This is a genomic window from Salinicoccus luteus DSM 17002, assembly GCF_000712035.1.
Lineage (GTDB): Bacteria > Bacillota > Bacilli > Staphylococcales > Salinicoccaceae > Salinicoccus > Salinicoccus luteus.
This window is the reverse complement of the sequence record NZ_JONV01000007.1, coordinates 302,400-327,357: the sequence shown is the minus strand read 5'-3', so window position 1 is coordinate 327,357 and position 24,958 is coordinate 302,400. Positions and strand designations below refer to the sequence as shown.

The window sequence follows — 24,958 nt, the reverse complement described above, 5'->3', positions numbered from 1 at the left end:
AAGGATTAGGAGAGATATAAATGATCAACAAGGATTTCCTGCTCACTACAGAGACGGCGAAGTGGCTGTATCATGATGTCGCCAAAGACCTGCCCATCATCGATTATCACAACCACCTCAACCCGAAAGAGATATACGAGAATGAAAACTACCATTCAATCACGGAAGTGTGGCTCGGCGGGGATCATTACAAATGGCGCGCCATGCGGGCGGCCGGCATCGAAGAGGACAGGATAACCGGTGAGGCCGACGAGAAGGCCAAATTCGATGCCTTCGCGGAGACCGTGCCCCAGCTCTTCGGCAACCAGCTGCTGCACTGGACGCAGCTCGAGCTGAAGACCTTCTTCGGCATCAGCGACCTGCTGTCGCCAAAAAGTGCAGATGCCATCTATGAGAAGACGAATGAAATGCTGCAGGAAGATGCACTGAAGCCGAGAAGTATACTGGAGCGCCAGAAAGTGAAGTTTCTCGGCACGACCGACGACCCGACGGATGACCTGGAGTATCACAGGCTCATCAGGGAGGACGACACGATAGATGTGCAGGTGGCGCCTTCATTCAGGCCCGACAAGGCCATCGCCATCGATACGCCGGACTACGGGGAATGGCTCGGGAAGCTGGAGGCTGCTGCAGGCGGCAAGATCGACACCTACGGGAAGTTTTTGGATGCACTGTATGCCCGCATCGAATTCTTCAATGAAATGGGGTGCCGTGCCTCCGATCACGGGATCAATGAAATGTTCTACGCCGAGGCGGATGCGGAAACGGCGGGAGCCATCTTCGGTAAAGTCCTCAAGGGAGAGGAGCTGTCGGCACACGAAGTGGCGCAGTTCAAGACATATACGCTCGTGCAGCTTGCGAAGCAGTACAACGCATACGGCTGGGTGATGCAGCTGCATATCGGTCCGCTCAGGAACAACAACTCCCGCATGTTCAAAAGCCTCGGGGCGGACAGCGGATTCGATTCGATCAACGACCAGCTTGTGGCACAGCCGCTCTCGAAATTCCTCGATCGCATCGATCGGGACGATGCACTGCCGAAGACGGTGCTCTACACACTGAATCAGCGCGACAACATCATCATGGCGACGATGGCCGGAAACTTCCAGGGGGGCGGTATTCCGGGCAAGGTGCAGTTCGGCACGGCATGGTGGTTCAACGACAACTATGACGGCATGCGGGAGCAGATGAAGACGCTGGCGAACGCGGGCGCCTTCAAGACGTTCATCGGTATGCTGACGGATTCAAGGAGCATGCTGAGCTTTACGCGCCACGAATATTTCAGGAGAATCCTGTGTGAACTGCTCGGAGAATGGGTGGAGGCAGGCACGGTGCCTGATGACCGTGAGCTGCTCAAGGAATATGTCGAGGGCATATGCTACTATAATGCGAAAAAATACTTTGGACTTGAAAATGAATAAAAGGGAGCGACTGTTATGGAAATGAGTTTTAGATGGTATGGATCGGATGATCCGGTGAAGCTTGAGGACATCCGCCAGATTCCACAGATGAAGGGGATCGTATCGGCAATCTACGACATCCCGGCCGGGGAGGTCTGGCCGTACGATGAGATCGTGAAGCTGCGGGACGCGGTGGCGGCACACGGCATGCGCCTGAACGTCATCGAATCCGTGCCGGTCCACGAAGACATCAAAATGGGCCGCGGCCACCGCGACGCATTGATCGAGAACTACAGGGAGACGATCCGAAACCTGGCGAAAGCGGGTATCCGGACGGTCTGCTACAACTTCATGCCGGTGTTCGACTGGACGCGCATCGAGCTCGATGCCCCACTGCCGGACGGTTCGAATTCCCTGAAGTATGACGAGGCGCTGGTGAAGGGCATCAATCCTTTGAGCGGTGAACTCACGCTGCCGGGCTGGGACCTGTCCTACCAGACGGACGACCTGAAGGAGATCATCGATGCCTACCAGAACATCAGCGCAGACCAGCTGTTCGACAACCTGATCTACTTCCTCGAGCGCATCATCCCGGTCGCAGAGGCGGAGGATGTCCTGATGGCCATCCACCCGGACGATCCACCATGGAGCATCTTCGGCCTGCCGCGCATCATCACCGGTGCCGATGCCCTCCGGAAGCTGTTCAAAGCCGTGCCGAGCAGACACAACGGCATCACGTTCTGTACGGGGTCCTATGGTTCCACACCGGAGAATGACCTGTTCGAGATCATCAAACTCGCCAAGGAACGCATCCACTTCGTGCATGCCAGGAACGTCAAATGGACCGGCGAACGCTCCTTCCAGGAGACATCCCACTCCGTGCATGACGGCTCACTCGATATGGTGGGCATCGTCGGGAAGCTCGTCGAAAGCGGCGTCGACGTGCCGATCCGTCCGGACCACGGCCGCATGATCTGGGGCGAGACGGGCAGACCGGGCTATGGCCTCTACGACCGTGCACTCGGTGCTGCCTACCTGAACGGCATCATCGATACAGTAAATAGAAAATAAAAGAAAAGGATAAGTTTGACTTATCCTTTTCTCGTATTAATGGGCAATATGATAGGCGTTCAGATCGAAATGGTTGATATCGAGGAATTTCGCAAGGGGGACAAGTGCTGCGCCGAGGGCGCTGGACTGTGTACCGAGCGGCGAGATGAGGATGTCCCCATAATCGATGAACGATGATGTAAGGCCGGGCTTGAGTTCATCAAGCAGTTCCGGATATTTCGAAAATATGGTGCTGTTGATGACCAGCTTTTTAGGATTGAAGACATTGATGATGTTGTTCAGTCCGACGGTGATGAAGGAGATGTAGTCTTCGAATATGGCCTTCGCCTTCTCGTCCGCCTTCAGGGATTCATATGTCGGAAATTCAATGAGGGAGATGCCTGCGTCGGCAAGCGAGCGGGTGAGGACCTCGTCTGAAGCATAGCGCTCGAAGCATCCTCTGTTTCCGCATCGGCACTCGATGCCGTCCTGCTTGATGATCATATGTCCAACCTCACCGGCATAGCCGGAAAAGCCATGGAACACTTCATTGTTCAGCAGGATGCCGAGCCCGATACCACTGGACAGCGTCATACTGTAGAGGTTCGTCTCGTATGCAGTGAACGACTGTTCGGCACGGACGGACATATTGGCGTTGTTGTCGATATGGACAGGCACTTCGAATCGTTCCTCAAGCTCGGACAGAAGCGGCTTCAAATCAAGCTGCTGCGGCGGAGAGTAGAGCAGTTCCAGTTCGGCATTGACAATGCCATGGAGACTGATGCCGATGCCGACGAGCTGGTTCGGCCGATAGACTTCATTGTACTGGCTGATGACGGGCTCGAGTAGAGTAGGCAGCAGTTCGGCAAGTGTGTCCGTATGACGGATGTCGAAATCATGGATGTTGTTGTAGATGGTCATGCCTTTAAGATTGATGAGCATGATGCGTATATGGGAACGGTCGATATCGATGCCGATGGAATATGTGCTCATCGGATCAAGTTCCAGGATGATCGGCCGACGGCCGGGCTGTGCATAGTTTTCAACCGGCTTTTCTATGACCAGGGACTGGTCGATCAGTTCATTCACCTGTGAAGAGACCGTCGCCTTGTTCAGTCCGGTGCGTTTTGATATGTCCACCCTTGAAATGGAGCGGCTGCGGATGATATCTTCAAGTACAAGTTTGCGGTTCATCGTTTTAATATAGTTCGAATCACCAGTAACCATAAGGTACACCTCGTTTTGGTTTGTTAGATAAACTAATATTACCAAATAGTTATACAATGAGCAATTTCATTTACCATAAAATAGGAGGAAGAATGATGACTACCCCTTTCAATACAAATCTTAAAGACCAGGTTGCAGTCGTGACGGGCGGTGGCGGTGTCCTTGGTTCATACTTTTGCCGTGCACTTGCGGATGCTGGTGCGAAAGTTGCCGTCCTCGGACGCACACTCGAGTCTTGCGAAACGGTGGCTTCTGAAATAAAGGAGGCAGGCGGGGAGGCGATCGCAGTCCAATGTGATGTTACAGATAAGACATCTGTAGAGAAAGCACATGAAGACGTGAATAAATCCCTCGGTACTTGCGACATCCTCGTCAACGGTGCCGGCGGCAATGATCCATCTGCGTCCACTGAAGATGAGTATCTGGATCTCGACAAGCTCGATGACCCGAATGTCAGGAACTTCTTCGCACTGGATACGGACGGCATCGATTTCGTCTTCAAGCTCAACTTCCTGGGGACATTGATCCCTTCCCAGATCTTTGGCAGGGACATGGCACCGAAAGCGCACGCCAGTGTAATCAATGTATCATCCATGAACGCTTTCACCCCGCTGACCAAGATTCCGGCCTACAGCGGTGCGAAGTCTGCAATCAGCAACTTCACACAGTGGCTCAGCGTCTACATGTCACGGACGGGCGTCAGAGTAAACGCCATGGCACCGGGCTTCCTTGCAACGAACCAGAACAGGGACCTCCTTTTCGATAAGGACGGCAACCTGACGGACAGAAGCCATAAGATCATCAATGCCACGCCGATGGGACGTTTCGGCGAACCGGAAGAACTGCTCGGCACACTGCTCTATTTGGCAGACCATAAGGCATCCGGCTTTGTCACAGGCATTGTCATTCCGGTCGATGGCGGGTTCTCAGCATATTCTGGTGTCTAAGGTGGAATCATATGAACAATGAAACAGGCTGCATCCATAGTGGGTGCAGCCTGTTTTTTCCCTATCTCTTCACTTCTCTCGTCGCATCGAGGACATCCGCCATCTTTGATATATCTTCTGTAGTAAAGTCTCCGCTGATCGTATGCTTGTACAGCATGTTGCCGAGTGCATTCTGCAGGGTATCCTGTTCCCCGAGGCCATTCATCAGTCCGTGGATGACACCGGCGGTGAAGGCGTCACCCGTGCCGATCCGGTCGAGGATCTCCACTTCATAGGCATCCGTTTCCCTGATTCCATCCTTCGAAGACAGCATCCCCTTGATGATGTTCCTGTTGGAATGGACGACGGTGCGCTGGGTGAATGCAATATATTCTATATCATATGCAGCATGCAGTTTTTCAAGTATCGGCGCCAGGGTATCGGCATCGGGATTGCGCTCGAGGCCGTCCTTGACCTCTTTGCCATCCTCCTTCAGCTCGATCGGCTCATAGCCGAAGATGACATCGCAGTACTTGATGAACTGCGGCATCGTCGACCGTGCTTCATCAAAAGACCAGAGGTTGCCCCTGAAATTGAGGTCGGCACTGATTTTGAGGCCCATCTCCTTGGCCGTCTCCACCGCCTGGAGCAGCACCTTCTGAAGTTCTTTGTTGAGGGCGGGTGTGATGCCGCTGAAATGGAACCAGTCATATCCTTCGAAGGCGGCCTTGAAGTCATAGTCATCCACCGTAGACTGCTCGAAGCTCGAATACTTGCGGTCATAGACGACTGAAGAGGAGCGGATATTGAATCCCTGTTCCAGGAAGTATGTCCCCATGCGCTGGCCGTTCATGCGGATATGGCGCGTCTCCACATCATTGCTCTTGAGCAGTGAGAGGGTACGCTGACCGAAGGCATTGTCCGGCAGGGAAGTGATCACTGCAGTATCGACGCCGGAAGCAGCCAGGCTCATTGTGACATTCATCTCGCTGCCGCCGATGTTGACATTCATCTGGTCGGCTGTCTTGAAAGTGTCGGATGCTTCGGTGCTCAGGCGCATCATGATTTCTCCGAATGTAATGAATTTCATGGTTATTCCCCTTTCACGGCTTTCTGATAGGTTGAGACGAATGCTTCAGTGTTCTCTTTGACGACTCCTGGGTTCGATCCGTCATAGCCTTTGGCGAGCGCACTGCCGATGCCGATGGCAAAGGCGCCGTTCTCGATCCAGTCTGCCATGTTCTCCTTATTGACGCCGCCGGAAGGCATGAGGTTCGCATGTGGCATCGGTCCTTTGATGTCCTTGATGAATGATGCACCGAGAACGCCGCCCGGGAAGATCTTGATCACATCCACGCCTGATTTCATCGCTTCTGCAACCTCCGTCGCCGTGGCACAGCCAGGCAGGTAGGGAATCTGGTTCAGATTGCAGAGTGCTGCGACATCCTTGTCGAAATGTGGGCTGACGATATATTGCGCGCCGCGACGGATCGCCTCATCCGCTGTCTCCCTGGACATGACCGTACCCGCGCCGACACACGCTTCACTGTTTGTGGCAAAATGCTCGATCAGCTCACTTGCCTTCGGTGTCGTGTAGGTGATTTCGATGTTTTTAATACCGCCTTCGATGATGTTTTCAATCATCTTCACCGTATCCTCGAAACCTTTGCCCCGGACAACCGCAATCAGGTAGTTTTCACGAATTTCATTCAGAACATCAAATTTCTTCATTAAATTTGTCCTCCTCAAATATCTTGACTGTTCACCACTTTGGCTATACATTAAGTAATAAACAGTTTACTAAAACGATTTAGTAGTTAGGGGTATTATATCATGAAAAAGGTGACAATCAAAGATGTTGCACGAGAGGCTGGGGTTTCCACCAGCACCGTTTCCCAATATTTGAATGGACGGTACCACTACATGGGGGAGGAGACGAAGGAACGGGTATTTAAGGCGATTGAATCCCTGGGTTATCGCCCCAATTATATGGCGAGGAACTTGAAGAGTGCATCGACAAAGACCATCGGCATCATCGTGTCGAACATCCTGCACCATTTTGCAGTGGGTATGACGAGAAAGATCGAGGACTATTGCGATCGTGACGGCTATAACCTCATCATATGCAATGCCGACGATGACCCGAAGAAGGAACGCAAGTACATCGATGGGCTCCTTGAGAAACAGGTGGATGGACTCATCATCATGCCGACGAGGGGGAATGATGATCTGTACAGGAAACTTGCCGCCCAGCAGTTCCCAATCGTCTTCATCGACCGGTATGTCAAAGACATAGATATCCCCGCATTCAAGTTGGACAACCATCAGGCGATTTCCCTTGCGCTTGATCATCTAAAGGGTCGTGCAGTGGAGCATTTCTACTATATCGGTGCTTCGGATGACATGGCGCTTACACCACGGATTGAACGGCTCGAAGCATTCAGGAATATTGCAGAAAGAATGGATGCCTCCCACCACGCCATTACGGATACCAATGATGCACTGTATCGAAGGATTGAAGCAGAATTCAAAGAGCGGCCATCCAGTGGCATAGTACTCGCGAACGACTTTGCACTGATGGCGTTTCTGGAATATGCCAACGCCCACAGTTTGAATCTGGAAGCAGAAAACCACCTTGTTGCGATTGACGATCTTCCGCTTGCCAACGTATACAGGCCGAAAATTACGACCATTGCCCAGCCGATTGAAAACATTGCAGAAGAGGCGTATCGGACGGTGATGGGGCGGGTTGAAAATGAAACATCCACAGAACATCGAATCCACAGCTATAAAGGGGCGCTTATGGAAAGATGACCGGCCGATGCGCCGGTTTTTCATTTATTTTAAAAGTAACCGTTTGCATAAATTGACTTGTAACTATGCACGCTATATAATTAGTTAGTCTAACTAACCAAGGGGGTTGTCCAATGCGTATCGAACAGGAATTATTTGATGCCTATATTGCAATATACCGTCCCTATATCAACCGGGCGAACACCATCCTTTCATCATACAATCTGTACAGCTCACAGTGGCTGATACTTAAAGATATCGCAAAGAACGGTACGACGACCTCAGTGGATGTGAGCCGGCGGAGGGGCATCGAAAAGCCGACGGCGACGAAGGTGATCAAGCATCTGCTTGAACTCGGCCTCATCGAGTCCAAACAGGGGGAGGACCGCCGCATCAAATATCTGAGGATGACGGAATCCGGCAAAGATCTGTTTGATGAAGTCAGCGGCAGGATGAATGCGATGCAGCGAGAAGTCCTGGAGGATTTCGACCATGAAGAGATGGAAATGCTGATCCGTTCACTCAGGAGAATGAATTTATAGGAAGGGTGTGCCACTTTGCAGAACAGCGAGTATTCAAACGATAGAATATGGACGAAGGAATTCGTCGTCATATTCATGTACCACTTCATCATCATGTTTTCCATGTATGTATCGATGGTCACCATCGGAAGCTTTGCCATCGACAACTACAATGCTTCACCCAGTACGGCTGGACTCGTAGCAAGTATTTTCATCGTTGGTGTTCTTGTCGGCCGCGCATTGACGGGCCAACAGATCAACCGGCTGGGAGCAAGGCGGCTCCTTTATATAGGTACGGCGATGTTCTTTGTCACGTACTGTCTGTACTTCATCGAGGGTGGCCTGTCGCTGTTGATTGCCACGCGTTTCCTGAATGGTTTTGCTACGGGACTGATCAGTACGGCCCTCAATACGCTGGCCACGATATCTGTGCCTGAAAACCGCAGGGGCGAGGGCATCAGCTACTTCAGTCTGAGCTTTGTGCTCGGTTCTGCAGTCGGTCCGTTCCTTGGCTTCCTGCTTGCAGGTTCCATATCCTACCGTATGATGCTTCTGCTGGTTGCGGGAATGGTACTGATTGTGGCCTTGATGATACCAATGGTCCGGACGAACAACGTCAAGCGGCCGATGAAGCCGACGGTGAGGGGATTCAGGATGATCGATAGGGATGCATTGCCGATGGGCTTTTCCATCCTCTTCATGGGACTTGCCTATGCAGGCGTCCTATCCTTCCTGAACATGTATGCGGATGAAGTGGGCCTTGTCACTGCAGCAAGCTTCTTCTTCATCGTCTATGCCATATCCATTACGGTGACGCGTCCATTCACAGGCCGGCTGATGGACCAGAAGGGTGCCAACATTGTCCTTTATCCGTCATTCATACTGATGGCTCTCGGATTCTTCGTACTGGGCAGCGCGACGACGGGCGTCGTCCTGCTGGCTTCCAGTGTCCTCATAGGATTCGGCTATGGAAATTTCCAGTCCGTTGCACAGACCGTCTGCGTTAACCTGGCCTCCCGTGAGAACGTGGGGCTTGCCACCAGCACCTATTTCATAATGCTTGAGATTGGACTCGGTTTCGGACCCTTTTTCCTCGGTTTCCTCGTACCGTCGATCGGCTACGGAGGACTTTATCAGTTCCTCGTCATCTCCATACTACTTGCCATGGGGATCTTCCATGTCGTCTATGGACGCCATGAGAGTGCTGAGAAGCGGATGTCACAGCAATGATGAAAATATGGAATGCCTAAAAACCAGCATCGGAAGATGCTGGTTTTTTCTACCCTTGGGAAATGTACTGCGTTTAAAGTTCCTCTTCATCGAATATGAAGATATTTTCTATGGGTTCGTTGAAAATCTTTGCAAAGCGCTTGGCAATAAGCAAAGAAGGAATATACTCCTCCCGTTCAATCAGGCTGACGGTCTGCCTCGACACCTTGGCACGTTTCGCAAGCTCCGTCTGGTTGAATCCTTCCCTGGCACGCAGCTCTTTCAGGCGTGTTCTCATCATCCTCATCACCTCTTGATAACAATATATATTAAATTTGTCATAATGACAACTATAATTGTCATTAGTGAAAACAGAATGGTCAAATCGTGTATTTTCGCAAAATTGTGATATAATCTTTTGGAAACGACATATACTGATGGAGGGAATAGGTATGAAACTTTTGACTTTTTATAGTGATGGAAAGCTCAAACCAGGCGTGCTGACGAAAAAAGGTGTCCTGGATATTTCAGGTTCCTATCCGACAATGATCGAGGCGATTGAACGCTATAAAGGGTTGGAAGAATTCCTGCAGTTTGCGTATGAGGAGGAGTGCGACTTCTTCATGGATCCGCATAAGATCGACCTCGGACCGGCAATCGACTGCTCTGAAAAGATCGTCTGTGTGGGGCTCAACTACAGGAAGCATGCAGATGAATCCAACATGCCGATTCCCGACCATCCGATTCTCTTCAGCAAGTATAGGAACAGCCTCTCGGGGAGCGGGGAGACGGTCGGCATCCCATCTGAAGCTTCCCAGGTGGATTATGAGGCCGAACTTGCCATCATCATCGGCAGGGAAGCCAAGGAAATCAGTGAGGAAGATGCCGAAGACTACATATTCGGCTACAGTGCCTCAAATGACCTGTCCGAACGGACCTTCCAGTTCAGAAGCGGGCAGTGGCTGCTGGGTAAGAACCTGGATGGGTTCTGTCCTTTGGGTCCGTATCTCGTCACGCAGGATGAAATAGAGGATCCGAATAAACTGCGAATCAGCTGCAGGGTAAACGGGGAGGTCCGCCAGGACTCCAACACGAATGATATGGTCTTCAAGTGCGAGAAGCTGGTCAGCTATATTTCACATTATATGACGCTGAAACCGGGGGATGTCATTTTGACAGGTACCCCGGAAGGTGTGGCGATGGGCCATGAAGAAGGCAGCCGGCCATGGCTTAAGGACGGTGATGAAGTCATCGTTGAAATCGAGCAGCTGGGCAGGCTCGTCACATATATGGAAGCGGAGTAGAAGGCCCCTGCCCATCCCAAGCATTCCATTTGATTTGTTTCCGGTTGAAGCGCACCATGGAACCATAGACATTCGAGGAGGCGAACATGTAATGAGAATATTGGTAATTGGCGCAAATGGCCAGATCGGCAGAATGGTTGTCGAAAAGTTGAAGGAAAGCGAGCATGACCCGGTCGCAATGGTACGCAAGGAAGCGCAGGCCGAGGCGCTGCACGAACAGGGCATAAAGACCGTCATCGGTGACCTGGAGGAGGATTTCTCGCATGCTTTTGAAGATATCGACCTGGTGCTGTTTACGGCTGGTTCCGGTGCGAAGACGGGTGCCGACAAGACGATCCTGATCGACCAGGAAGGCGCGATGGAATCGATCGACCTTGCCAAGGAACATGGTGTGAAGCACTTTGTGATGGTCAGCGGAATGGGTGTTGAAAAGGCTAGAGAGGCGGATGATGTCATGCGTCCATATATGCATGCGAAATTCCGTGCAGATGAACACCTTAAAGCATCCGGTGTCCCTTATACCATCCTCCGTCCCGGAAGGCTGACGAATGATGCCGGCAAAGGTTCGGTGGACTTCTATGAATATGAAGGTGAAACGCGCTATGGGGAAGTGCCGCGCGAGGATGTCGCAAGTGTACTAATTGAAATCATCAATGCAAAACCTGAAAATAAGCTCTATTATCTCATCAGCGGGGACACCCCGGTTGCTGAAATCCTATAGACTCATATCGATGATCGACCCGGCTCAGTCAGCCGGGTTTTTGTTTTTCCTGAATGAAAACGATTTCATTAAATAAAAATTCAGAAAATGTAGAATATTTTGTGTAGAAGTGTTAATGTATCGGTAATTATATCCTGGCATCCGCTCTGGAGTGGGCCTGGAACCAATCATAAGGAAGGTGAGCAGATGAAGCAGAAAACACGGGAACCGATCATGAACTACAGGATATGGATCGGCTTCCTCATCATTTTCATCCTGTTGAATCCCTGGTATTTCCCGTCCGGAGACCCGGTGCTGGTCTATGGCGTACCGCTCTGGGCACTGGTGATCATGGGAGTGACGGTCGTGTTGTCGCTCTACATCACATATGTCATCCGGTACCACTGGGAGGTTGAGGACGAAGAAGAATCAGGAGAGGGGGAGAAGTAGATGGAACTGGCCTTTTCAGGGACGTCCGGCATTCTGATCATGCTGTTCTACGGCATCATCATGCTGCTGATCGGCGTCGGGACGTATATGAGAAACAAGCACGTACATAGCAGTCTGGAAGAATACTATCTCGGAGGCAGAGGACTTGGGACGATGGTCCTGTTCTTCACTTTCTTTGCCACCCAATACAGTGGTAATACCGTCATCGGCTATTCCGCTGAGGCGTACCGCGTCGGGTATGCCAATCTTGTGAGCATCCCATTCTTCATCATGATCATTCTGGTGTATCTGCTGTTTGCACCGAGAATGTACAAACTGAGCAAGAAGCATAATATCGTGACACCGGTGGACTGGCTGGAAATGAAGTTCAATTCCAAAGCGGTCTCCATACTCGCAGCAATCATCATGCTGTATGCACTCGGCAACTTCCTGCTCGAGCAGCTGATTGCAATCGGTCAGGGTGTCGCAGGACTGACGGGCGGCACAGTGCCATACCAGGCGGGTGTCATATTCTTCATCGTCATCATGGTGGTATACGGCTGGCTTGGCGGTATGCGCTCGGTCGCCTATACGGATACGATGCAGGGCATCGCACTGCTCGTCGGTGTATTCATGCTGCTGATCGGCACAATCGTCTATTTCGGCGGACTGCCGGCGGCCGGAGACTACATCCGGACATATTCCCCTGAGAACCTCGGGGTGCCGGAGGGCGGTGGACTGGTCCGGTGGACAAACTTCCTTATACTCGTCGGCATCGGGGCGGCAGTCTACCCGAATGCCATCCAGCGGATCTTCTCCGCCAAGAGTGAACGGTCGCTCAAACGGTCCCTTACGCAGATGGCATGGATGCCGTTTTTGACGGCGGGTGTCGTATTCGTCATCGGAATCCTTGCCTATACCGCCTTCCCGGACCTCAGCGTGGAGGAATCAGAACAGATTGTCGGAATGATGGCCAGCGCCATCGCCAATGAGAACATCATCTTCTACATCGCGATGGTGCTCCTGTTCGGCGGAATCATTGCAGCCATCGTATCCACTGCCGATTCCGTACTGCTGACATTCTCATCCATCGTGTCGAAGGATATATACGGACGCTACATCAATCGGGAGGCTTCCGACAATAAGAAGATAATGGTCGGCAAGATCGTCGGTGTCATCGCGGTCGCGTTCCTGCTGATGGTTGCATGGAACCCGCCCGGCACACTGTATCAGGTTTTTGTCCTTAAGCTTGAGATTCTTGTCCAGGTGGCACCGGCCATCATCCTGGGCCTCTACTGGGAACGGAGCCATGCAAAATCCGTGTTTGCCGGCATGCTCACCGGTGCACTCGTTGCGGCGGTATTCACATTTGCCGGACTGACGCCACTCGGCATCTTCAGTGGCGTGTGGGGGCTCATCATCAATCTGATCATCTATGTCGCGGGCAGTTTCGCTTTCGGCACCGCCCCGACAAAGGATGCGGTATCCAGTATGGATGGCCAGGAAGCAACCCAGGCAGTGAGGTAGGAGTGGGCAGGACGTACTGTGGCTCCTTAGTGTGCGGTGCGAGTACAGTTGATCATATCCACACATATCCATTCAAATTGACAGCATCTGTTCCATTGTGGAACAGATGCTTTTTTGTATTAGGAAAAATGATGCAAGCCCTTACATTTTTCATTGACAGGAGGGAAGGCACATATTATATTAACATTAAGTTCATATACAGGAACACGGTTTACATATGAGAACTAAAGCGAAGGGGAGGTGACGCCATGTCGGTCAAGTCGGCGGAAAGGGTATTGGATATCATCGAATATTTGACGAAGATTGAAGGTGGCATTTCTCTGATGGCGCTCTCCAAGGAATTGGGGATTCCGAAGAGCAGCATGTCCCAGCTGCTTCTGACGATGGTCAATAAAGGCTATCTGAACAAATCGGAAGGCAACATCTATAAGCTCGGACACAAGCTGATCATTGCAGGCAACAAGGCACGCACGAGCAATGACATCTACAGCGCGAGCATCGAGATTCTGAGGGATGCAGCGATGAAGACGGGTGAAACGGTCTTCCTTGCGATACGTTCTGCGGATGAAATCATCTATCTGGCGAAAGTGGACAGTGAAGATTCCGCACGCACCACCGCCCAGCCGGGCATGCGCAAACCGCTGCACTGCACGGGCCTCGGCAAAGCTTTTCTTTCTTTTGAAAGCGGTGACATAAGAATGTCCCTGCTCGAAACGATCCCGCTCGATGCCTACACCGAAAAGACCATCACGGACCGCGAAGTGCTCAAAAAAGAGACGGCGGAATACCGCGAACAGGGATATGCCATCGATGATGAGGAGAATGACCTCGGTGTCTATTGCATCTCTGCACCGATATATGGAGATCATGGCGGAATGACGGCAGCAATCAGCTGTGCAGGATCAAAGCCGAAGGTCCTTTCAAAAAGGGGTGAAATTGTGGGCATCGTGACACAGGCGGCAAAGGAAATCTCAGAAACCCAAGGATTTACAGGAGGTGTGGAAAAATGGATGTAGTCGCAATTGGAGAATCGATGGTGGCGCTGGTCAATGAGCCTTCAGGATACATACGGCATGCGGATGGCTTCAAGCCGTTCGTCGCAGGGGCCGAGACGAACACGCTGATCGGGCTCAGCCGTCTGGGACACAGTACGGCATGGGCATCGGCACTCGGTAAGGACGAACTCGGGGAGTTCATACTGCACAAGGTGCGGGCGGAGCGGGTGGATACGACTGCCGTCGGCATGACGGATGACCGCACTGGTGTTTTTTTCAAGCAGATTTCACCTGATGGATCGGTGGATGTCACATACTACCGTGAAAATTCCGCAGCAAGCCGTATGACGTTGGACGATATCGACATGGATGCGGTCAATCGGGCGAAGGTGCTCTATCTGACAGGCATCACCCTGTCTTTGAGCCAGCAGACAAAAGAGATGCTTTTCAGTGTGGTGCGCGCACTCGATGAGGAAGTGAAGGTCGTGTTCGACCCGAACATCCGGCTCAAGATGTGGTCCGAATCAGAAGCACGAGAGACGATCCTCGAATTCCTCCCGCATGTGGACTATCTCATTGCCGGGCGTCAGGAAATTGAAATACTGCTTGGACATCAGGATTCCGATAGGGCCATGGAGAAGTTCAGGAGCCTCGGTTGTGGCAGCACCATCATCAAGCTTGGCAAGTCCGGGGCCCTGTACGATATTGCCGGGGAGCGCGGCAGGGTGGACAATCCGAAGCAGTTTGATGAGATCGATCCGGTCGGCGCAGGTGATGCATTCGCAGCGGGCGTGGTCTCTGGCATACTCGAGGACACATCACCCCGCGAGATGATACGGACCGCCTGCTTCCTCGGCGGCTACATCACCCAGTTCGTCGGGGACTACCAGGGCTTTCCTTCAAGGGAAACGATAGAAGCGATGCTTAACGCAAACGACGATGAAAAAGTAAAAAGATAGGTGGGATATCAATGACAGTACTTGGCAGGATAAAGGATCATAAGATGATCGGCATATTGCGCGGATACGATACGGAGGATGCGGTGAAGATCGTCGACACCCTCGTAAAGAACAACTTCAGGGTCATCGAAGTGGCGCTCAACTCCCCGAATGCGAAGGAGACGCTCAAGGAGCTCAAGGAAAAGTTCGGCGATGAAATCATACTCGGTGCCGGAACGGTGCTGACGGTGGAGGCGGCTAAAGCCTGTGTGGACATTGGCGTCCAATTTCTGCTCGCACCGGCTTACGGTGAACGTGTGCTCCAATACGCCAAAGCCCGCGGCATCCTCTATATTCCAGGCTGCTACACGCCGACGGAGATCTATGAGGCCTATCTGGCCGGCGCCCAGATGATCAAAGTATTCCCTGCCGGACAACTTGGGGCAGGCTATATCAAGGATGTGCTTGCACCGATGAACGATCTGGGGCTGCTGCCGACAGGGGGAGTGAACCCGGACAATATCCGGGCTTACCTGAATGCGGGGGCTCTGGCGGTCGGAATCAACTCCGCCCTGGTGCCGTCGAATCGTACGGTCGATGACGCACTCCTTGCAGAGATTGGTGAGCGTGTACAGAAACTGAAAGCCGAGGTGGATTAGGATGAAGATAAAAAGCTACGAACTGTTTACGGTACCGCCGAGATGGCTTTTCCTCAAAGTAGAGACGGACGATGGTCTCATCGGCTGGGGCGAGCCGGTCATCGAAGGCAAGGCAGCGACGGTCAAGGCGGCCGTTGTAGAAATGATGGATACGATCATCGGCAAAGACCCGATGAACATCGAAGGCATATGGAATGAGCTGTACCGTGCCGGCTTCTACCGGGGCGGACCGATCCTGATGAGCGCACTGGCCGGCATCGACCAGGCGCTTTGGGACATCAAGGGGAAGTACTACAACGCACCGATCCACCAGCTGCTCGGCGGTAAGGCACGCGAGCGGATCAAGATCTACTCCTGGGTCGGCGGCGACCGCCCGCAGGATGTTGGAGCGGCCTCCCTCGAACTGAAGGACCAGGGCATTACGGCCGTTAAGATGAATGCCACTGAAGAGCTTCAATACATCGATTCCTACAGCAAGGTCGATGATGTGCTCGAGCGTGTCGCCTCCATCCGTGAGATGTGCGGCAAGGATTTCGGCATCGGCATCGACTTCCATGGCCGTGTACATAAGCCGATGGCAAAAGTGCTGGCGAAGGAACTGGAACAGTTCCGGCCGATGTTCATTGAAGAGCCGGCCCTGCCGGAAAACAATGAGAACCTGAGGGATATCGCGATGCATACATCCATCCCGATCGCCACAGGAGAGCGCATGTTCTCAAAATGGCAGTTCAAGACACTGCTCAAGGACGGGTATGCCGATATCATCCAACCGGACCTCTCACATGCCGGCGGCATCACAGAATGCAAGAAGATCATGTCCATGGCGGAAGCACATGATGTGGCGGCTGCACCGCACTGTCCGCTCGGCCCGATTGCGCTTGCGGCATGCATCCAGGTCGATGCGACATGCCACAACGCCATCATCCAGGAGCAGAGCCTCGGCATCCACTACAACAAGGGCAATGACATACTGGACTACGTGACCGACGCTTCCGTCTTCGAATATACGGATGGACATGTCGAAGTGCTGGAGAAGCCGGGGCTCGGCATCGAGATCAATGAAGACTATGTCAGGGAACGCAGCCTGGCTGGACACAACTGGAAGAATCCGGTGTGGACGCACAAGGATGGCAGCATCGCAGAATGGTAAAACTGAAAGGGGTATAATATATGTCTAATGAAATGTGGCTGGTCATTGCGACCGTCCTTGGAATCGCACTACTGCTGTTTCTGATCATGAAGGTGAAGCTTCATGCATTCGTTTCCCTGCTTATCGCATCACTCTTCATCGGTCTGGCCACAGGCATGAGTCCGATGGACATCATCGATGTCATCGAAACCGGCATGGGTGGTACACTCGGCTTCATCGCGGTCGTCGTCGGCCTCGGTGCCATGTTTGGTGAAGTGCTGAAAGTATCCGGAGGTGCCGAACGTCTGGCCCTCACACTGATCAACAAATTCGGGGAGAGCCGCTCGCAGTGGGCGCTTGGCTTTACAGGATTCCTCGTCTCCATCCCGGTCTTCCTGGATGTGGCGCTGGTCATCCTGATCCCAATCGTCTACTCGCTTGCGATGAAGACGAAGAAATCATTGCTGTACTATGGTATTCCACTGCTCGCAGGTCTTGCGGTGGCGCATAGTTTCGTGCCGCCGACACCGGGACCTATGACAGTGGCAGCCATGCTCGGCGTGGACCTCGGCTGGGTCATCCTCTTCGGTATCGCAGCCGGTATCCCGGCCATGATCCTTGCAGGTCCCGTCTTCGGTAAGTTCATCGGAAGCAAGATCCACCTGGATATTCCGGATTATCAGAAGCTGGATGACGAAGTCAGTGCAATGCGTAAAGAGCGCGACATGCCGAGCTTCAAGCTCGTATTCTCACTCATCCTGATTCCGCTTGTACTCATCCTGGCCAACACGGTGACAGGTGCGATCGTCGGTGAAGATTCCACGAACCAGTTTGCTGAAAGCATCCAGTTCGTCGGTCACCCGTTCGTTGCACTGATCATCACGGTCGTTCTGACATTCATGCTGCTCGGTACACGCCGCGGCTATAGCCGGGACGAAGTGCAGGATATTGCGACGAAAGCGCTGGAACCTGCAGGTATCATCATCCTGATCACAGGTGCCGGTGGGGTCTTCAAGGAAGTCCTCATCCAGAGTGGCGTCGGTGACGTCATGGGCAACCTCGTCGTCGGTGCCGGACTGCCGCTTGTCGTTGCAGCATTCGTCATCACGACATTCGTCCGTGTCGCCCAGGGGTCTGCAACGGTGGCGATGGTCACAGGTGCGGGTCTCATGGCACCGATCATCTCCATCAGCCCGGTCAGCCAGCCGGAACTCGGCCTGATCGCGATTTCCATTGCAAGTGGTGCGACTGTACTCTCCCACGTCAACGACTCCGGCTTCTGGCTGGTCAACCGCTTCTTCGGCATGACCACCGGGGAGACGCTGAAATCGTGGACGGTCATGGAGACCATCATCGGTCTGACTGGTTTCATTGTGGTATTCATCATCAGCATTTTCATATAGAATGAAGGTTCCACCCCATGCCGAGCATGGGGTTTTTGTATACGCGGCCAAAAAGCCATATAATAGAAGCAACAGGAAAATAGAAGGGGGAGTCGACATGAAGAAATATATGATGGGTCTGGACCTGGGAACGACCGCAGTAAAAGCGGTGCTGTTCAATACGACGGGTGAATACATAGACAAGGAGACGCAGCACTATCCACTCCATACACCGAATGTACATATTGCAGAGCAGGACCCGGATGAGATCCTGGAGAAATCGATGGAGGCGATCAGGACGCTTGTCGCGCGCAACGGCTGCGGCAACAGCATCGAGTTCATATCCTGCTCGTCCGCCATGCACAGCATGATCCTGCTCGACAAGTCGGGCAGCCGCCTGACCGAATGCATCACCTGGGCCGACCGGCGCAGTGAAGATGTTGCGGAGGCATGGAATACTGAGCGCGGCGTCGGGATATACAGGCGGACCGGTACGCCGATCCACCCGATGAGCCCATTCATCAAGCTGCTTTATTTCAAGGCGGCGCATCCCGAAATGTACAGCCGGATCGGCAAGGTCGTCGGCATCAAGGAATATGTGCTGCACCACTTGACCGGCGTCTATGAAGTGGACAAGTCGGTGGCCAGCAGTATGGGCATGATGAACCTGGAAACGTCACAGTGGGACACGGAAGTGCTTGAAATCCTTGGACTGGATCAGGCCCAGCTGCCGGACATCGTCGAGACGACGAAAGTGTACCCATCGCTGAACAGAATGCACCAGAACCTCGGCATCGCCGAGAAGACGAAGGTCATCACCGGCGCAAGTGACGGTGTGCTTGCGAATCTCGGCGTCAATGCCATCCAAAAAGGGGACATTGCGATCACGATCGGCACAAGCGGTGCCATCCGTACGGTCATCGATGCCCCGAAGACGGATGTGAAGATGCGGACATTCTGTTACCATCTGACGGATGACCACTACGTCATCGGCGGGCCGGTGAACAACGGGGGCGTCATCCTGAGGTGGATCCGGGATGAACTGTGTACGGAGGAGGTCGGCGAAGCCGAGTCCTCCGGCAAGGACCCGTATGAAGTGATGACACAGGCGGCAAAGGATGTCGGGCCGGGAAGCAACGGCCTCATCTTCCACCCGTATCTCGCAGGGGAGCGGGCGCCGCTCTGGAATGCGAAGGCGGTCGGCTCCTTCTACGGACTGACACTGTCGCATGAGCGGAAGCACATGATCCGTGCCGCGATGGAGGGCGTCATCTACAACCTGTACAGTGTGTATCTGGCGCTCCGGGAGCAGATGGATACCGTGGGCAGCATCAAGGCGAGCGGCGGTTTCGCCAGAAGCGAGATGTGGAAGCAGCTCATGGCCGACGTGTTCGGCGAACAGCTGACCGTGCCGAAGTCGTATGAATCCAGTGCCTTCGGTGCCTGCCTGCTCGGCCTCTACGCCATCGGCGAAATGAAGGATTTGGATGAAGCTTCACAGTTTGTCGGGGAAAGTGATGCATATGTTCCGGATGAGGCGGTATATATGAAGTACCAGGAGATCATGAGTGTCTATATCGAGCTTGGTCGGGCACTGGAGCCATTCTACAACCGGATGGACGAAATCAGATGAGGAGGCGGCACAATGGATCTGCATCAGTTTTTCATTCATTTTCTGCAGGAGAATGAACTCGTACGCGCCAACCTGATCAATGACCGGTCCTTCGAGTCGATTGAAGCACTTGTGGCGTACAAGGAGGCGGAAGTCGGCGGACTCGGTGCAGAGTCGCCCGTGGCCGGCATGCTGACGATGACGGAAGTCGAGCTCATCAGACATCTGGTGGACATCGAGAGCAGTGATCATCTGCACTATGTGGCATATGACGTCGGCAGCTATCCCGTCCTGATCGACTACCAGTACATACTTGAGGCTGGGGACGGGGCGGGCGTCATCCATCATGACATCATCCAGGGCCTCCATAAGATATTGAAGGAGAGCGGGATGCTTCCGGCCCATCCGATGTACATCCACAAGGACGAACCGTTGGATCCGGAGGAGGTGCGCCAGCTCGACCGCATCTATAAGGGTCCGATCTACTGGCTGTACGACAATCTGACATGGCGGACGCTGCGTGCGACCCTGAAACGGCTCAATGTCGAGCCGGATGGCCATCAGAAGGAGGACTATCTGAGGCACATCACTTCAGTCGTCACCCACCCGAAATATCTCGAAGGCATCCTGCTTCATCTCGGTTTTGAAGAATACACGCTCATCAGGGAGAATGTGGAGAAGGGCTTCAATGTCTATGAAGCAAACTCGAGGTGGGAGGCGGCAAAGGAGGTCGGACTGCTCGTCAAAGTCCATGCCGACTACTATGTCATGCATGAGGCGGTGCGCCAGGCGCTTGCAGAGGTCAATTTCAGGACGGTTGAAGAAAAGCACAGGCGCAGCCCGCAGCCTGCCGGACGAAAGAAGCGGGGTGGGGACTACAATGCCTATGTCATGGACCTCACCGTCAAGGACATCGATTTTCCGATCAGACGGGAGATCATCATCCCGGCCGGCATCAACTTCTTCGAACTGCACCTCGTCATCCAGAAGGCGATGGGTTGGCAGCGCAAGCATGACATAGAGTTCAGGACAGGGGACATCAGGATATTCGAAACGTTGAATCAGATGAATGAAGCGGAGCCGGTCGGCATGCATATGACCGCAAGCTTCACCCAGGTCGACGCCGTATTCGACCAGTTCAATCCGCTTGAATATGTATATGGCGATGCCTACCGGGTCGAGGCTGTGCTCCGGGAGACGGCGAACATCCATCGGGCGATTCCCGTCATCCGGCACTACGAAGGACCGGCGCCGATCGAAAATATAGGGGGTGCTCGGCTCCTGCCGGATGTGCTCGAGATCCTCAGGGATCCGAAGCATCCCGACTACGTACCGACATATGAGAAGGTTCGGGCGACGAACTACCGGGAACGCTACCCCATTACCGCCATCAACCATCAGATCGAGAAGCTGTTCGCAAAATCCCATCCGCTGACGGAGTTCAATATGGACGGAATGGAATTATAGAGGAGTGCGTACATGAATTTTAAAGATTGGATAATTCTAGAAACAATCAGTAAAGAAGGTAATATATCACGTGCTTCCAAGAAGATATATCTGACCCAGCCGGCTGTGACCAAAAGGATACAGCAATTGGAAAAAGAGCTCGATGTCAATATACTCTATAGGACAAATAGAGGTTCCCAGTTGACGCCACAAGGGGAATTTCTGGCGAATAAAGCTTCAAGGATAATCAAGAAAGTAGAAAGTATTGAAAATGGGATTCAAAGGATGAATGAATCGTTATCAGGAACAATAAAAATCAGTGCTTCCAATTTTATGATGAGATACAGATTGCCTGCAGTTCTATCGGGTTTTAAGGAGAAGTATCCCAAAGTTGAATTCAAAGTCGAAACGGGATGGAGCCAGGATATGCTAAAGAAACTGCAGAACGATGAAGTGGATATAGCATTCGTCCGTGGGGACTATACATGGCGGGAAGGAAAACATCTGCTCTTTGAGGAACCGATGTGTATTGCTTCGATGAAACCTTTGGATTTGGGAAAGCTTCCTGAAGCTGAACGGGTCGACTATCGTACTGATTATAAACTGCACGAACTGATAGACAGGTGGTGGATGCAGAATTACAGCCAGACTCCCAACATATCAATTGTTGTGTCAAGAACGGACATATGCAGAGAGATGGTGGCTTCTGGTTTAGGGTATGCCATACTACCAAAGTTCGTGGTGGAAGATGTTCCCGGTATGCACATCAATGATATCTTTGATGAAGACAATCAGTTGATAGTTAGACACTCATGGATGTTCTATTCCAAAAAAACGGAAAACATCAAAATTGTGAAAACATTCATCGAGTATCTGAGTGCAATTGACTTCAGTAAAAAAGAGGATTGATAATGATATTCCAATAAGTTATACACTTTGATAAATAATGTCTATTTCCTTTATGATTGCGCTTCCAATATACTGAAAAGTAAGCAAAGTCAGGGAGTGTAACTATGGATAAAAAAACTTATTTGAAATCATTTTCATTCAAGGAAGAGGATTATTATTATTATTCCTTGAATGAATTGATACAAGGCCATGGCGGTAATATGAAATACCTTCCCTATTCTTTGAGAGTGATATTGGAGTCGAGCATTCGGAACTTCGATGATCATAAAATAACAAAAAAGCATATTGAGCTTTTGGCGGGTTGGGGAACTGGAGAGGAAAAGATCGAAGAGATAGCATTCAAGCCCCACCGCATATTATTTCATGATACAACAGGCGTACCTGCGCTTGTCGATATGGCCCTTTTAAGAGATTATGCAAAAGACCATGGGACGGATACAGATAAGATCAATCCAGTCATTCCCATCGATCTGGTTATCGACCATTCATTGATTGTTGATGCTTCAGCTAATCAGCTGGCTATTGAAATGAACGAAACGAGAGAGTTTGAGAGGAACAAGGAACGCTTTCAGTTCTTAAAATGGGCTCAGAATAACTTTGATAACTTCAGAGTGTTTCCCCCTTCTTCGGGCATCATGCATCAGATCAACTTGGAGTACATATCAGAAGTAGTGAGAATTCAAAAAGAAGAGGATAAGTCAATCGTATATCCGGATTCCTTGGTAGGTGCCGATTCCCATACGACAATGATCAACGGGCTCGGCATTGTCGGATATGGAGTTGGGGGGATAGAGGCAGAGGCGGCAATGCTTGGTGAATCTTTATATCTGGGAGACCCTAAAGTGGTTGGGGTCAAATTGGCCGGAAGCTTACCGGAAGGTTCCACCGCAACAGACCTGGCCCTTACTGTTACCCATCTTTTAAGGAAGCATGATGTGGTTGGAAAGATCGTCGAGTTTTTTGGGGAGGGAGTCGACTCCCTTACTGTTTTCGACCGCTCTACAATATCGAATATGGCACCTGAATACGGTGCGACAATGTCTTATTTCCCAGTCGATGAGGAAACTTTGGAGTATCTTGAAACCATCGGCAAAGACAAAAGGATTATTGAGTTTATAAAAGATTACTATTGTGAACAAGGTCTTTTCAGACAAGCTGGGGCAGAAGTCCCCAAATATTCCGAAGTGGTAGAGTTGGACCTGAATGATATAACTTCATCCATATCAGGACCAAAAAGACCACAGGATAAAGTCGATATCAAAGAAGTGAAAGAGGATTTTAACCATTTGCTGAAAACTTCGGTTAAAGAAGGCGGATATGGTCTCGATCAATCACAATTGGATAGGAAAGTGGCCATCCCTTCATCTGAGAAGGAATACCTGGAGACCGGCAGCATAGTACTCGCCTCCATTACGAGCTGCACAAATACATCGAATCCGGATGTACTCATAAGTGCTGGTATTCTGGCAAAGAAAGCATTCGAAAAAGGGTTGCAGGTTCCTTCCTACATCAAAACCTCATTTACACCAGGGTCAAAGGTCGTTACTGAGTATATGAAGAAATCGAGGTTGCAGGAAGCAATGAACGCTTTGGGGTTCGATATTGCCGGGTATGGTTGCGCGACATGCATAGGTAACTCCGGAGATCTCCTGCCTGAACCAGATCTGATAGTGGATGAAGAAGATCTAGTGGTGTCCTCCATACTGTCGGGTAATCGTAATTTTGAAGGCCGGGTACATCCTAAAATAAAGGCAAACTATCTGGCTTCTCCTCCTTTGGTTGTCGCTTATGCACTTGCAGGAAGAATCGATATTGATTTTGAAAGTGAACCGATTGGTGTGGAACCGGATGGGAAAAAAATTTATTTAAAAGATCTTTGGGCGACCTCCAAGGAAGTGGAGGAAATAAAGAAAAGTGCCATTGATCCTGAAATGTTCTTAAAGAGTTACGGTGATATAATGACACGAAATGAACGGTGGAACAACTTGACTCCAGTGGACAGCAATACCTATTCATGGGACCCAGAATCCACTTATATACAGAAACCGCCGTTCCTGGATGAAGGTCTGAAAGCCGAGTCATTGGAAGGGTCTAAAATATTACTGATGTTAGGAGATTCTGTAACCACTGACCATATCTCCCCTTCCGGTCGGATAAAAGTGGATGGTTCAGCTGGCAGGTACTTGATTGAAAAAGGGGTCGGCCCAAGAGAATTCAATTCCTATCCATCAAGACGAGGAAATTACCTAGTCATGGAGCGTGCTGCATTTGCCAATGTACGTGTCCGCAACAGACTTGTTCCAGACAGAGAAGGCGGCTTCACAAAGTATTTGCCTACAGGTGAAACCATGGAGATTTTTGAAGCGGCAACAAAGTACGCGCAGGATGACACGCCTTTGACAATCATTGCTGGCAAAGAGTATGGAACAGGAAGTTCCAGGGATTGGGCTGCCAAAGGCACCATGCTGCTTGGAGTGAAGACAGTCATTGCTGAAAGTTTTGAGAGGATTCATAGAAGCAACCTTATATGCATGGGAGTGCTTCCACTCCAGTTCCAGGGTGGTGAAAATCAGGAGACTTTAAATATAAAAGGGGATGAAAGTTTTTATTTCGAGAACGAATTGGAAGCGCTTCATCCAGGCAAAATGATTACTGTGAAAATGAAACGTGGAGATATGGTGAAATCTTTTAAAGCTAAAGTCCGGCTCGATAATCACGCTGAGGTGACTTACTACAAGCATGGAGGGATATTGCCGTATATAGCCAATACAATGATGTCCGAATAGATGGCGATGGAAGTGA

At 51.4% G+C, this 24,958-nt stretch carries 23 protein-coding genes; 19 read left to right on the top strand and 4 right to left on the bottom strand.

The features are described from left to right. Nucleotides 1-20: 20 nt before the first annotated feature. Both uxaC and uxuA read left to right on the top strand, forming a co-directional pair. Complete coding sequence (gene uxaC, locus BO53_RS0104270) at nt 21-1,421, top strand: glucuronate isomerase (protein ID WP_031545804.1); 1,401 nt, start codon at nt 21-23, stop codon at nt 1,419-1,421. 15 nt (nt 1,422-1,436) lie between these two features. After that, nucleotides 1,437-2,471, top strand: coding sequence for a mannonate dehydratase (gene uxuA / locus BO53_RS0104265; RefSeq protein ID WP_031545802.1), 1,035 nt, complete (start codon nt 1,437-1,439; stop codon nt 2,469-2,471). Between the two features lie 36 nt (nt 2,472-2,507). Here the strand turns inward: uxuA and BO53_RS0104260 are convergent, their stop codons facing one another. Further along, nucleotides 2,508-3,677, bottom strand: coding sequence for an ROK family transcriptional regulator (locus tag BO53_RS0104260; RefSeq protein WP_031545800.1), 1,170 nt, complete (start codon nt 3,675-3,677; stop codon nt 2,508-2,510). A 95-nt stretch (nt 3,678-3,772) separates the two neighbouring features. Between BO53_RS0104260 and BO53_RS0104255 the strand changes: the two genes are divergently transcribed. Further along, nucleotides 3,773-4,624 (top strand): SDR family oxidoreductase, encoded by an 852-nt coding sequence (locus BO53_RS0104255; RefSeq protein WP_031545798.1) that lies wholly within the window; start codon nt 3,773-3,775, stop codon nt 4,622-4,624. A gap of 61 nt (nt 4,625-4,685) precedes the next feature. Here BO53_RS0104255 and BO53_RS0104250 read toward each other — a convergent pair whose 3' ends face one another. After that, nucleotides 4,686-5,693: a sugar kinase gene (locus tag BO53_RS0104250; protein WP_031545796.1), complete on the bottom strand. Its 1,008-nt coding sequence runs from the start codon at nt 5,691-5,693 to the stop codon at nt 4,686-4,688. A 2-nt stretch (nt 5,694-5,695) separates the two neighbouring features. Beyond that, on the bottom strand, nt 5,696-6,334 hold the full coding sequence (locus BO53_RS0104245) for a bifunctional 2-keto-4-hydroxyglutarate aldolase/2-keto-3-deoxy-6-phosphogluconate aldolase (protein ID WP_031545794.1): 639 nt from the start codon (nt 6,332-6,334) through the stop codon (nt 5,696-5,698). A 102-nt stretch (nt 6,335-6,436) separates the two neighbouring features. Between BO53_RS0104245 and BO53_RS0104240 the strand changes: the two genes are divergently transcribed. The 3 genes from BO53_RS0104240 (at nt 6,437) to BO53_RS0104230 (ending at nt 9,147) form a co-directional block, all read left to right on the top strand. Beyond that, nucleotides 6,437-7,417 (top strand): LacI family DNA-binding transcriptional regulator, encoded by a 981-nt coding sequence (locus BO53_RS0104240; protein ID WP_031545792.1) that lies wholly within the window; start codon nt 6,437-6,439, stop codon nt 7,415-7,417. Nucleotides 7,418-7,530: 113 nt separating this feature from the next. Continuing rightward, nucleotides 7,531-7,938: a MarR family winged helix-turn-helix transcriptional regulator gene (locus BO53_RS0104235; protein ID WP_031545790.1), complete on the top strand. Its 408-nt coding sequence runs from the start codon at nt 7,531-7,533 to the stop codon at nt 7,936-7,938. A 15-nt stretch (nt 7,939-7,953) separates the two neighbouring features. Further along, on the top strand, nt 7,954-9,147 hold the full coding sequence (locus tag BO53_RS0104230; protein ID WP_031545787.1) for an MFS transporter: 1,194 nt from the start codon (nt 7,954-7,956) through the stop codon (nt 9,145-9,147). Between the two features lie 73 nt (nt 9,148-9,220). Here the strand turns inward: BO53_RS0104230 and BO53_RS0104225 are convergent, their stop codons facing one another. Continuing rightward, the gene (locus tag BO53_RS0104225) at nt 9,221-9,424 is read right to left on the bottom strand and encodes a helix-turn-helix transcriptional regulator (RefSeq protein ID WP_031545784.1); all 204 of its coding nucleotides are present in this window, start codon (nt 9,422-9,424) and stop codon (nt 9,221-9,223) included. A 154-nt stretch (nt 9,425-9,578) separates the two neighbouring features. Between BO53_RS0104225 and BO53_RS0104220 the strand changes: the two genes are divergently transcribed. From BO53_RS0104220 to acnA, 13 genes are all read left to right on the top strand, one after another. Further along, a complete protein-coding gene (locus BO53_RS0104220) occupies nt 9,579-10,430 on the top strand; it encodes a fumarylacetoacetate hydrolase family protein (protein WP_031545782.1) in 852 nt (283 codons plus the stop codon). A gap of 91 nt (nt 10,431-10,521) precedes the next feature. Further along, a complete protein-coding gene (locus BO53_RS0104215; protein WP_031545780.1) occupies nt 10,522-11,151 on the top strand; it encodes an SDR family oxidoreductase in 630 nt (209 codons plus the stop codon). A gap of 186 nt (nt 11,152-11,337) precedes the next feature. Next, a complete protein-coding gene (locus tag BO53_RS0104210; RefSeq protein WP_031545778.1) occupies nt 11,338-11,580 on the top strand; it encodes a hypothetical protein in 243 nt (80 codons plus the stop codon). Then, nucleotides 11,581-13,086, top strand: coding sequence for a sodium:solute symporter family protein (locus BO53_RS0104205; RefSeq protein ID WP_051683006.1), 1,506 nt, complete (start codon nt 11,581-11,583; stop codon nt 13,084-13,086). Between the two features lie 248 nt (nt 13,087-13,334). Next, on the top strand, nt 13,335-14,102 hold the full coding sequence (locus BO53_RS0104200) for an IclR family transcriptional regulator (protein WP_031545773.1): 768 nt from the start codon (nt 13,335-13,337) through the stop codon (nt 14,100-14,102). Beyond that, complete coding sequence (locus BO53_RS0104195) at nt 14,093-15,040, top strand: sugar kinase (RefSeq protein WP_031545771.1); 948 nt, start codon at nt 14,093-14,095, stop codon at nt 15,038-15,040. The genes BO53_RS0104200 and BO53_RS0104195 overlap by 10 nt, the downstream gene beginning before the upstream one ends. Before the next feature lie 11 nt (nt 15,041-15,051). Beyond that, nucleotides 15,052-15,678 carry a bifunctional 4-hydroxy-2-oxoglutarate aldolase/2-dehydro-3-deoxy-phosphogluconate aldolase gene (locus BO53_RS0104190; protein WP_031545768.1) on the top strand — a complete coding sequence of 209 codons (627 nt, stop codon included), beginning with the start codon at nt 15,052-15,054 and terminating at the stop codon, nt 15,676-15,678. Between the two features lies 1 nt (nt 15,679). Beyond that, entirely contained in the window at nt 15,680-16,828 is a 1,149-nt protein-coding gene (gene dgoD, locus BO53_RS0104185; protein ID WP_031545766.1) for a galactonate dehydratase, read from the top strand. A gap of 20 nt (nt 16,829-16,848) precedes the next feature. Continuing rightward, a complete protein-coding gene (locus BO53_RS0104180; protein WP_031545764.1) occupies nt 16,849-18,210 on the top strand; it encodes a GntT/GntP/DsdX family permease in 1,362 nt (453 codons plus the stop codon). 97 nt (nt 18,211-18,307) lie between these two features. Beyond that, nucleotides 18,308-19,822 (top strand): gluconokinase, encoded by a 1,515-nt coding sequence (gene gntK / locus BO53_RS0104175; protein WP_031545761.1) that lies wholly within the window; start codon nt 18,308-18,310, stop codon nt 19,820-19,822. A gap of 12 nt (nt 19,823-19,834) precedes the next feature. Further along, a complete protein-coding gene (locus BO53_RS0104170; protein WP_031545760.1) occupies nt 19,835-21,268 on the top strand; it encodes a plasmid pRiA4b ORF-3 family protein in 1,434 nt (477 codons plus the stop codon). Nucleotides 21,269-21,280: 12 nt separating this feature from the next. Further along, nucleotides 21,281-22,156 (top strand): LysR family transcriptional regulator, encoded by an 876-nt coding sequence (locus BO53_RS0104165; RefSeq protein ID WP_031545757.1) that lies wholly within the window; start codon nt 21,281-21,283, stop codon nt 22,154-22,156. A gap of 104 nt (nt 22,157-22,260) precedes the next feature. Next, complete coding sequence (gene acnA, locus BO53_RS0104160) at nt 22,261-24,942, top strand: aconitate hydratase AcnA (protein WP_031545755.1); 2,682 nt, start codon at nt 22,261-22,263, stop codon at nt 24,940-24,942. The last annotated feature ends 16 nt before the right edge of the window (nt 24,943-24,958 follow it).

Bases quoted from the DNA above. Each gene is read 5' to 3' on its own strand.
- BO53_RS0104200 (WP_031545773.1), top strand. From the start codon at position 13,335: ATGTCGGTCAAGTCGGCGGAAAGGGTATTGGATATCATCGAATATTTG.
- BO53_RS0104170 (WP_031545760.1), top strand. From the start codon at position 19,835: ATGGATCTGCATCAGTTTTTCATTCATTTTCTGCAGGAGAATGAACTC.
- BO53_RS0104245 (WP_031545794.1), bottom strand. From the start codon at position 6,334: ATGAAGAAATTTGATGTTCTGAATGAAATTCGTGAAAACTACCTGATT.
- BO53_RS0104210 (WP_031545778.1), top strand. From the start codon at position 11,338: ATGAAGCAGAAAACACGGGAACCGATCATGAACTACAGGATATGGATC.
- BO53_RS0104250 (WP_031545796.1), bottom strand. From the start codon at position 5,693: ATGAAATTCATTACATTCGGAGAAATCATGATGCGCCTGAGCACCGAA.
- BO53_RS0104195 (WP_031545771.1), top strand. From the start codon at position 14,093: ATGGATGTAGTCGCAATTGGAGAATCGATGGTGGCGCTGGTCAATGAG.
- dgoD (WP_031545766.1), top strand. From the start codon at position 15,680: ATGAAGATAAAAAGCTACGAACTGTTTACGGTACCGCCGAGATGGCTT.
- BO53_RS0104205 (WP_051683006.1), top strand. From the start codon at position 11,581: ATGGAACTGGCCTTTTCAGGGACGTCCGGCATTCTGATCATGCTGTTC.
- gntK (WP_031545761.1), top strand. From the start codon at position 18,308: ATGAAGAAATATATGATGGGTCTGGACCTGGGAACGACCGCAGTAAAA.
- acnA (WP_031545755.1), top strand. From the start codon at position 22,261: ATGGATAAAAAAACTTATTTGAAATCATTTTCATTCAAGGAAGAGGAT.
- BO53_RS0104215 (WP_031545780.1), top strand. From the start codon at position 10,522: ATGAGAATATTGGTAATTGGCGCAAATGGCCAGATCGGCAGAATGGTT.
- BO53_RS0104235 (WP_031545790.1), top strand. From the start codon at position 7,531: ATGCGTATCGAACAGGAATTATTTGATGCCTATATTGCAATATACCGT.
- BO53_RS0104260 (WP_031545800.1), bottom strand. From the start codon at position 3,677: ATGGTTACTGGTGATTCGAACTATATTAAAACGATGAACCGCAAACTT.
- BO53_RS0104240 (WP_031545792.1), top strand. From the start codon at position 6,437: ATGAAAAAGGTGACAATCAAAGATGTTGCACGAGAGGCTGGGGTTTCC.
- BO53_RS0104255 (WP_031545798.1), top strand. From the start codon at position 3,773: ATGACTACCCCTTTCAATACAAATCTTAAAGACCAGGTTGCAGTCGTG.
- uxuA (WP_031545802.1), top strand. From the start codon at position 1,437: ATGGAAATGAGTTTTAGATGGTATGGATCGGATGATCCGGTGAAGCTT.
- BO53_RS0104190 (WP_031545768.1), top strand. From the start codon at position 15,052: ATGACAGTACTTGGCAGGATAAAGGATCATAAGATGATCGGCATATTG.
- BO53_RS0104225 (WP_031545784.1), bottom strand. From the start codon at position 9,424: ATGAGAACACGCCTGAAAGAGCTGCGTGCCAGGGAAGGATTCAACCAG.
- uxaC (WP_031545804.1), top strand. From the start codon at position 21: ATGATCAACAAGGATTTCCTGCTCACTACAGAGACGGCGAAGTGGCTG.
- BO53_RS0104165 (WP_031545757.1), top strand. From the start codon at position 21,281: ATGAATTTTAAAGATTGGATAATTCTAGAAACAATCAGTAAAGAAGGT.
- BO53_RS0104220 (WP_031545782.1), top strand. From the start codon at position 9,579: ATGAAACTTTTGACTTTTTATAGTGATGGAAAGCTCAAACCAGGCGTG.
- BO53_RS0104180 (WP_031545764.1), top strand. From the start codon at position 16,849: ATGTCTAATGAAATGTGGCTGGTCATTGCGACCGTCCTTGGAATCGCA.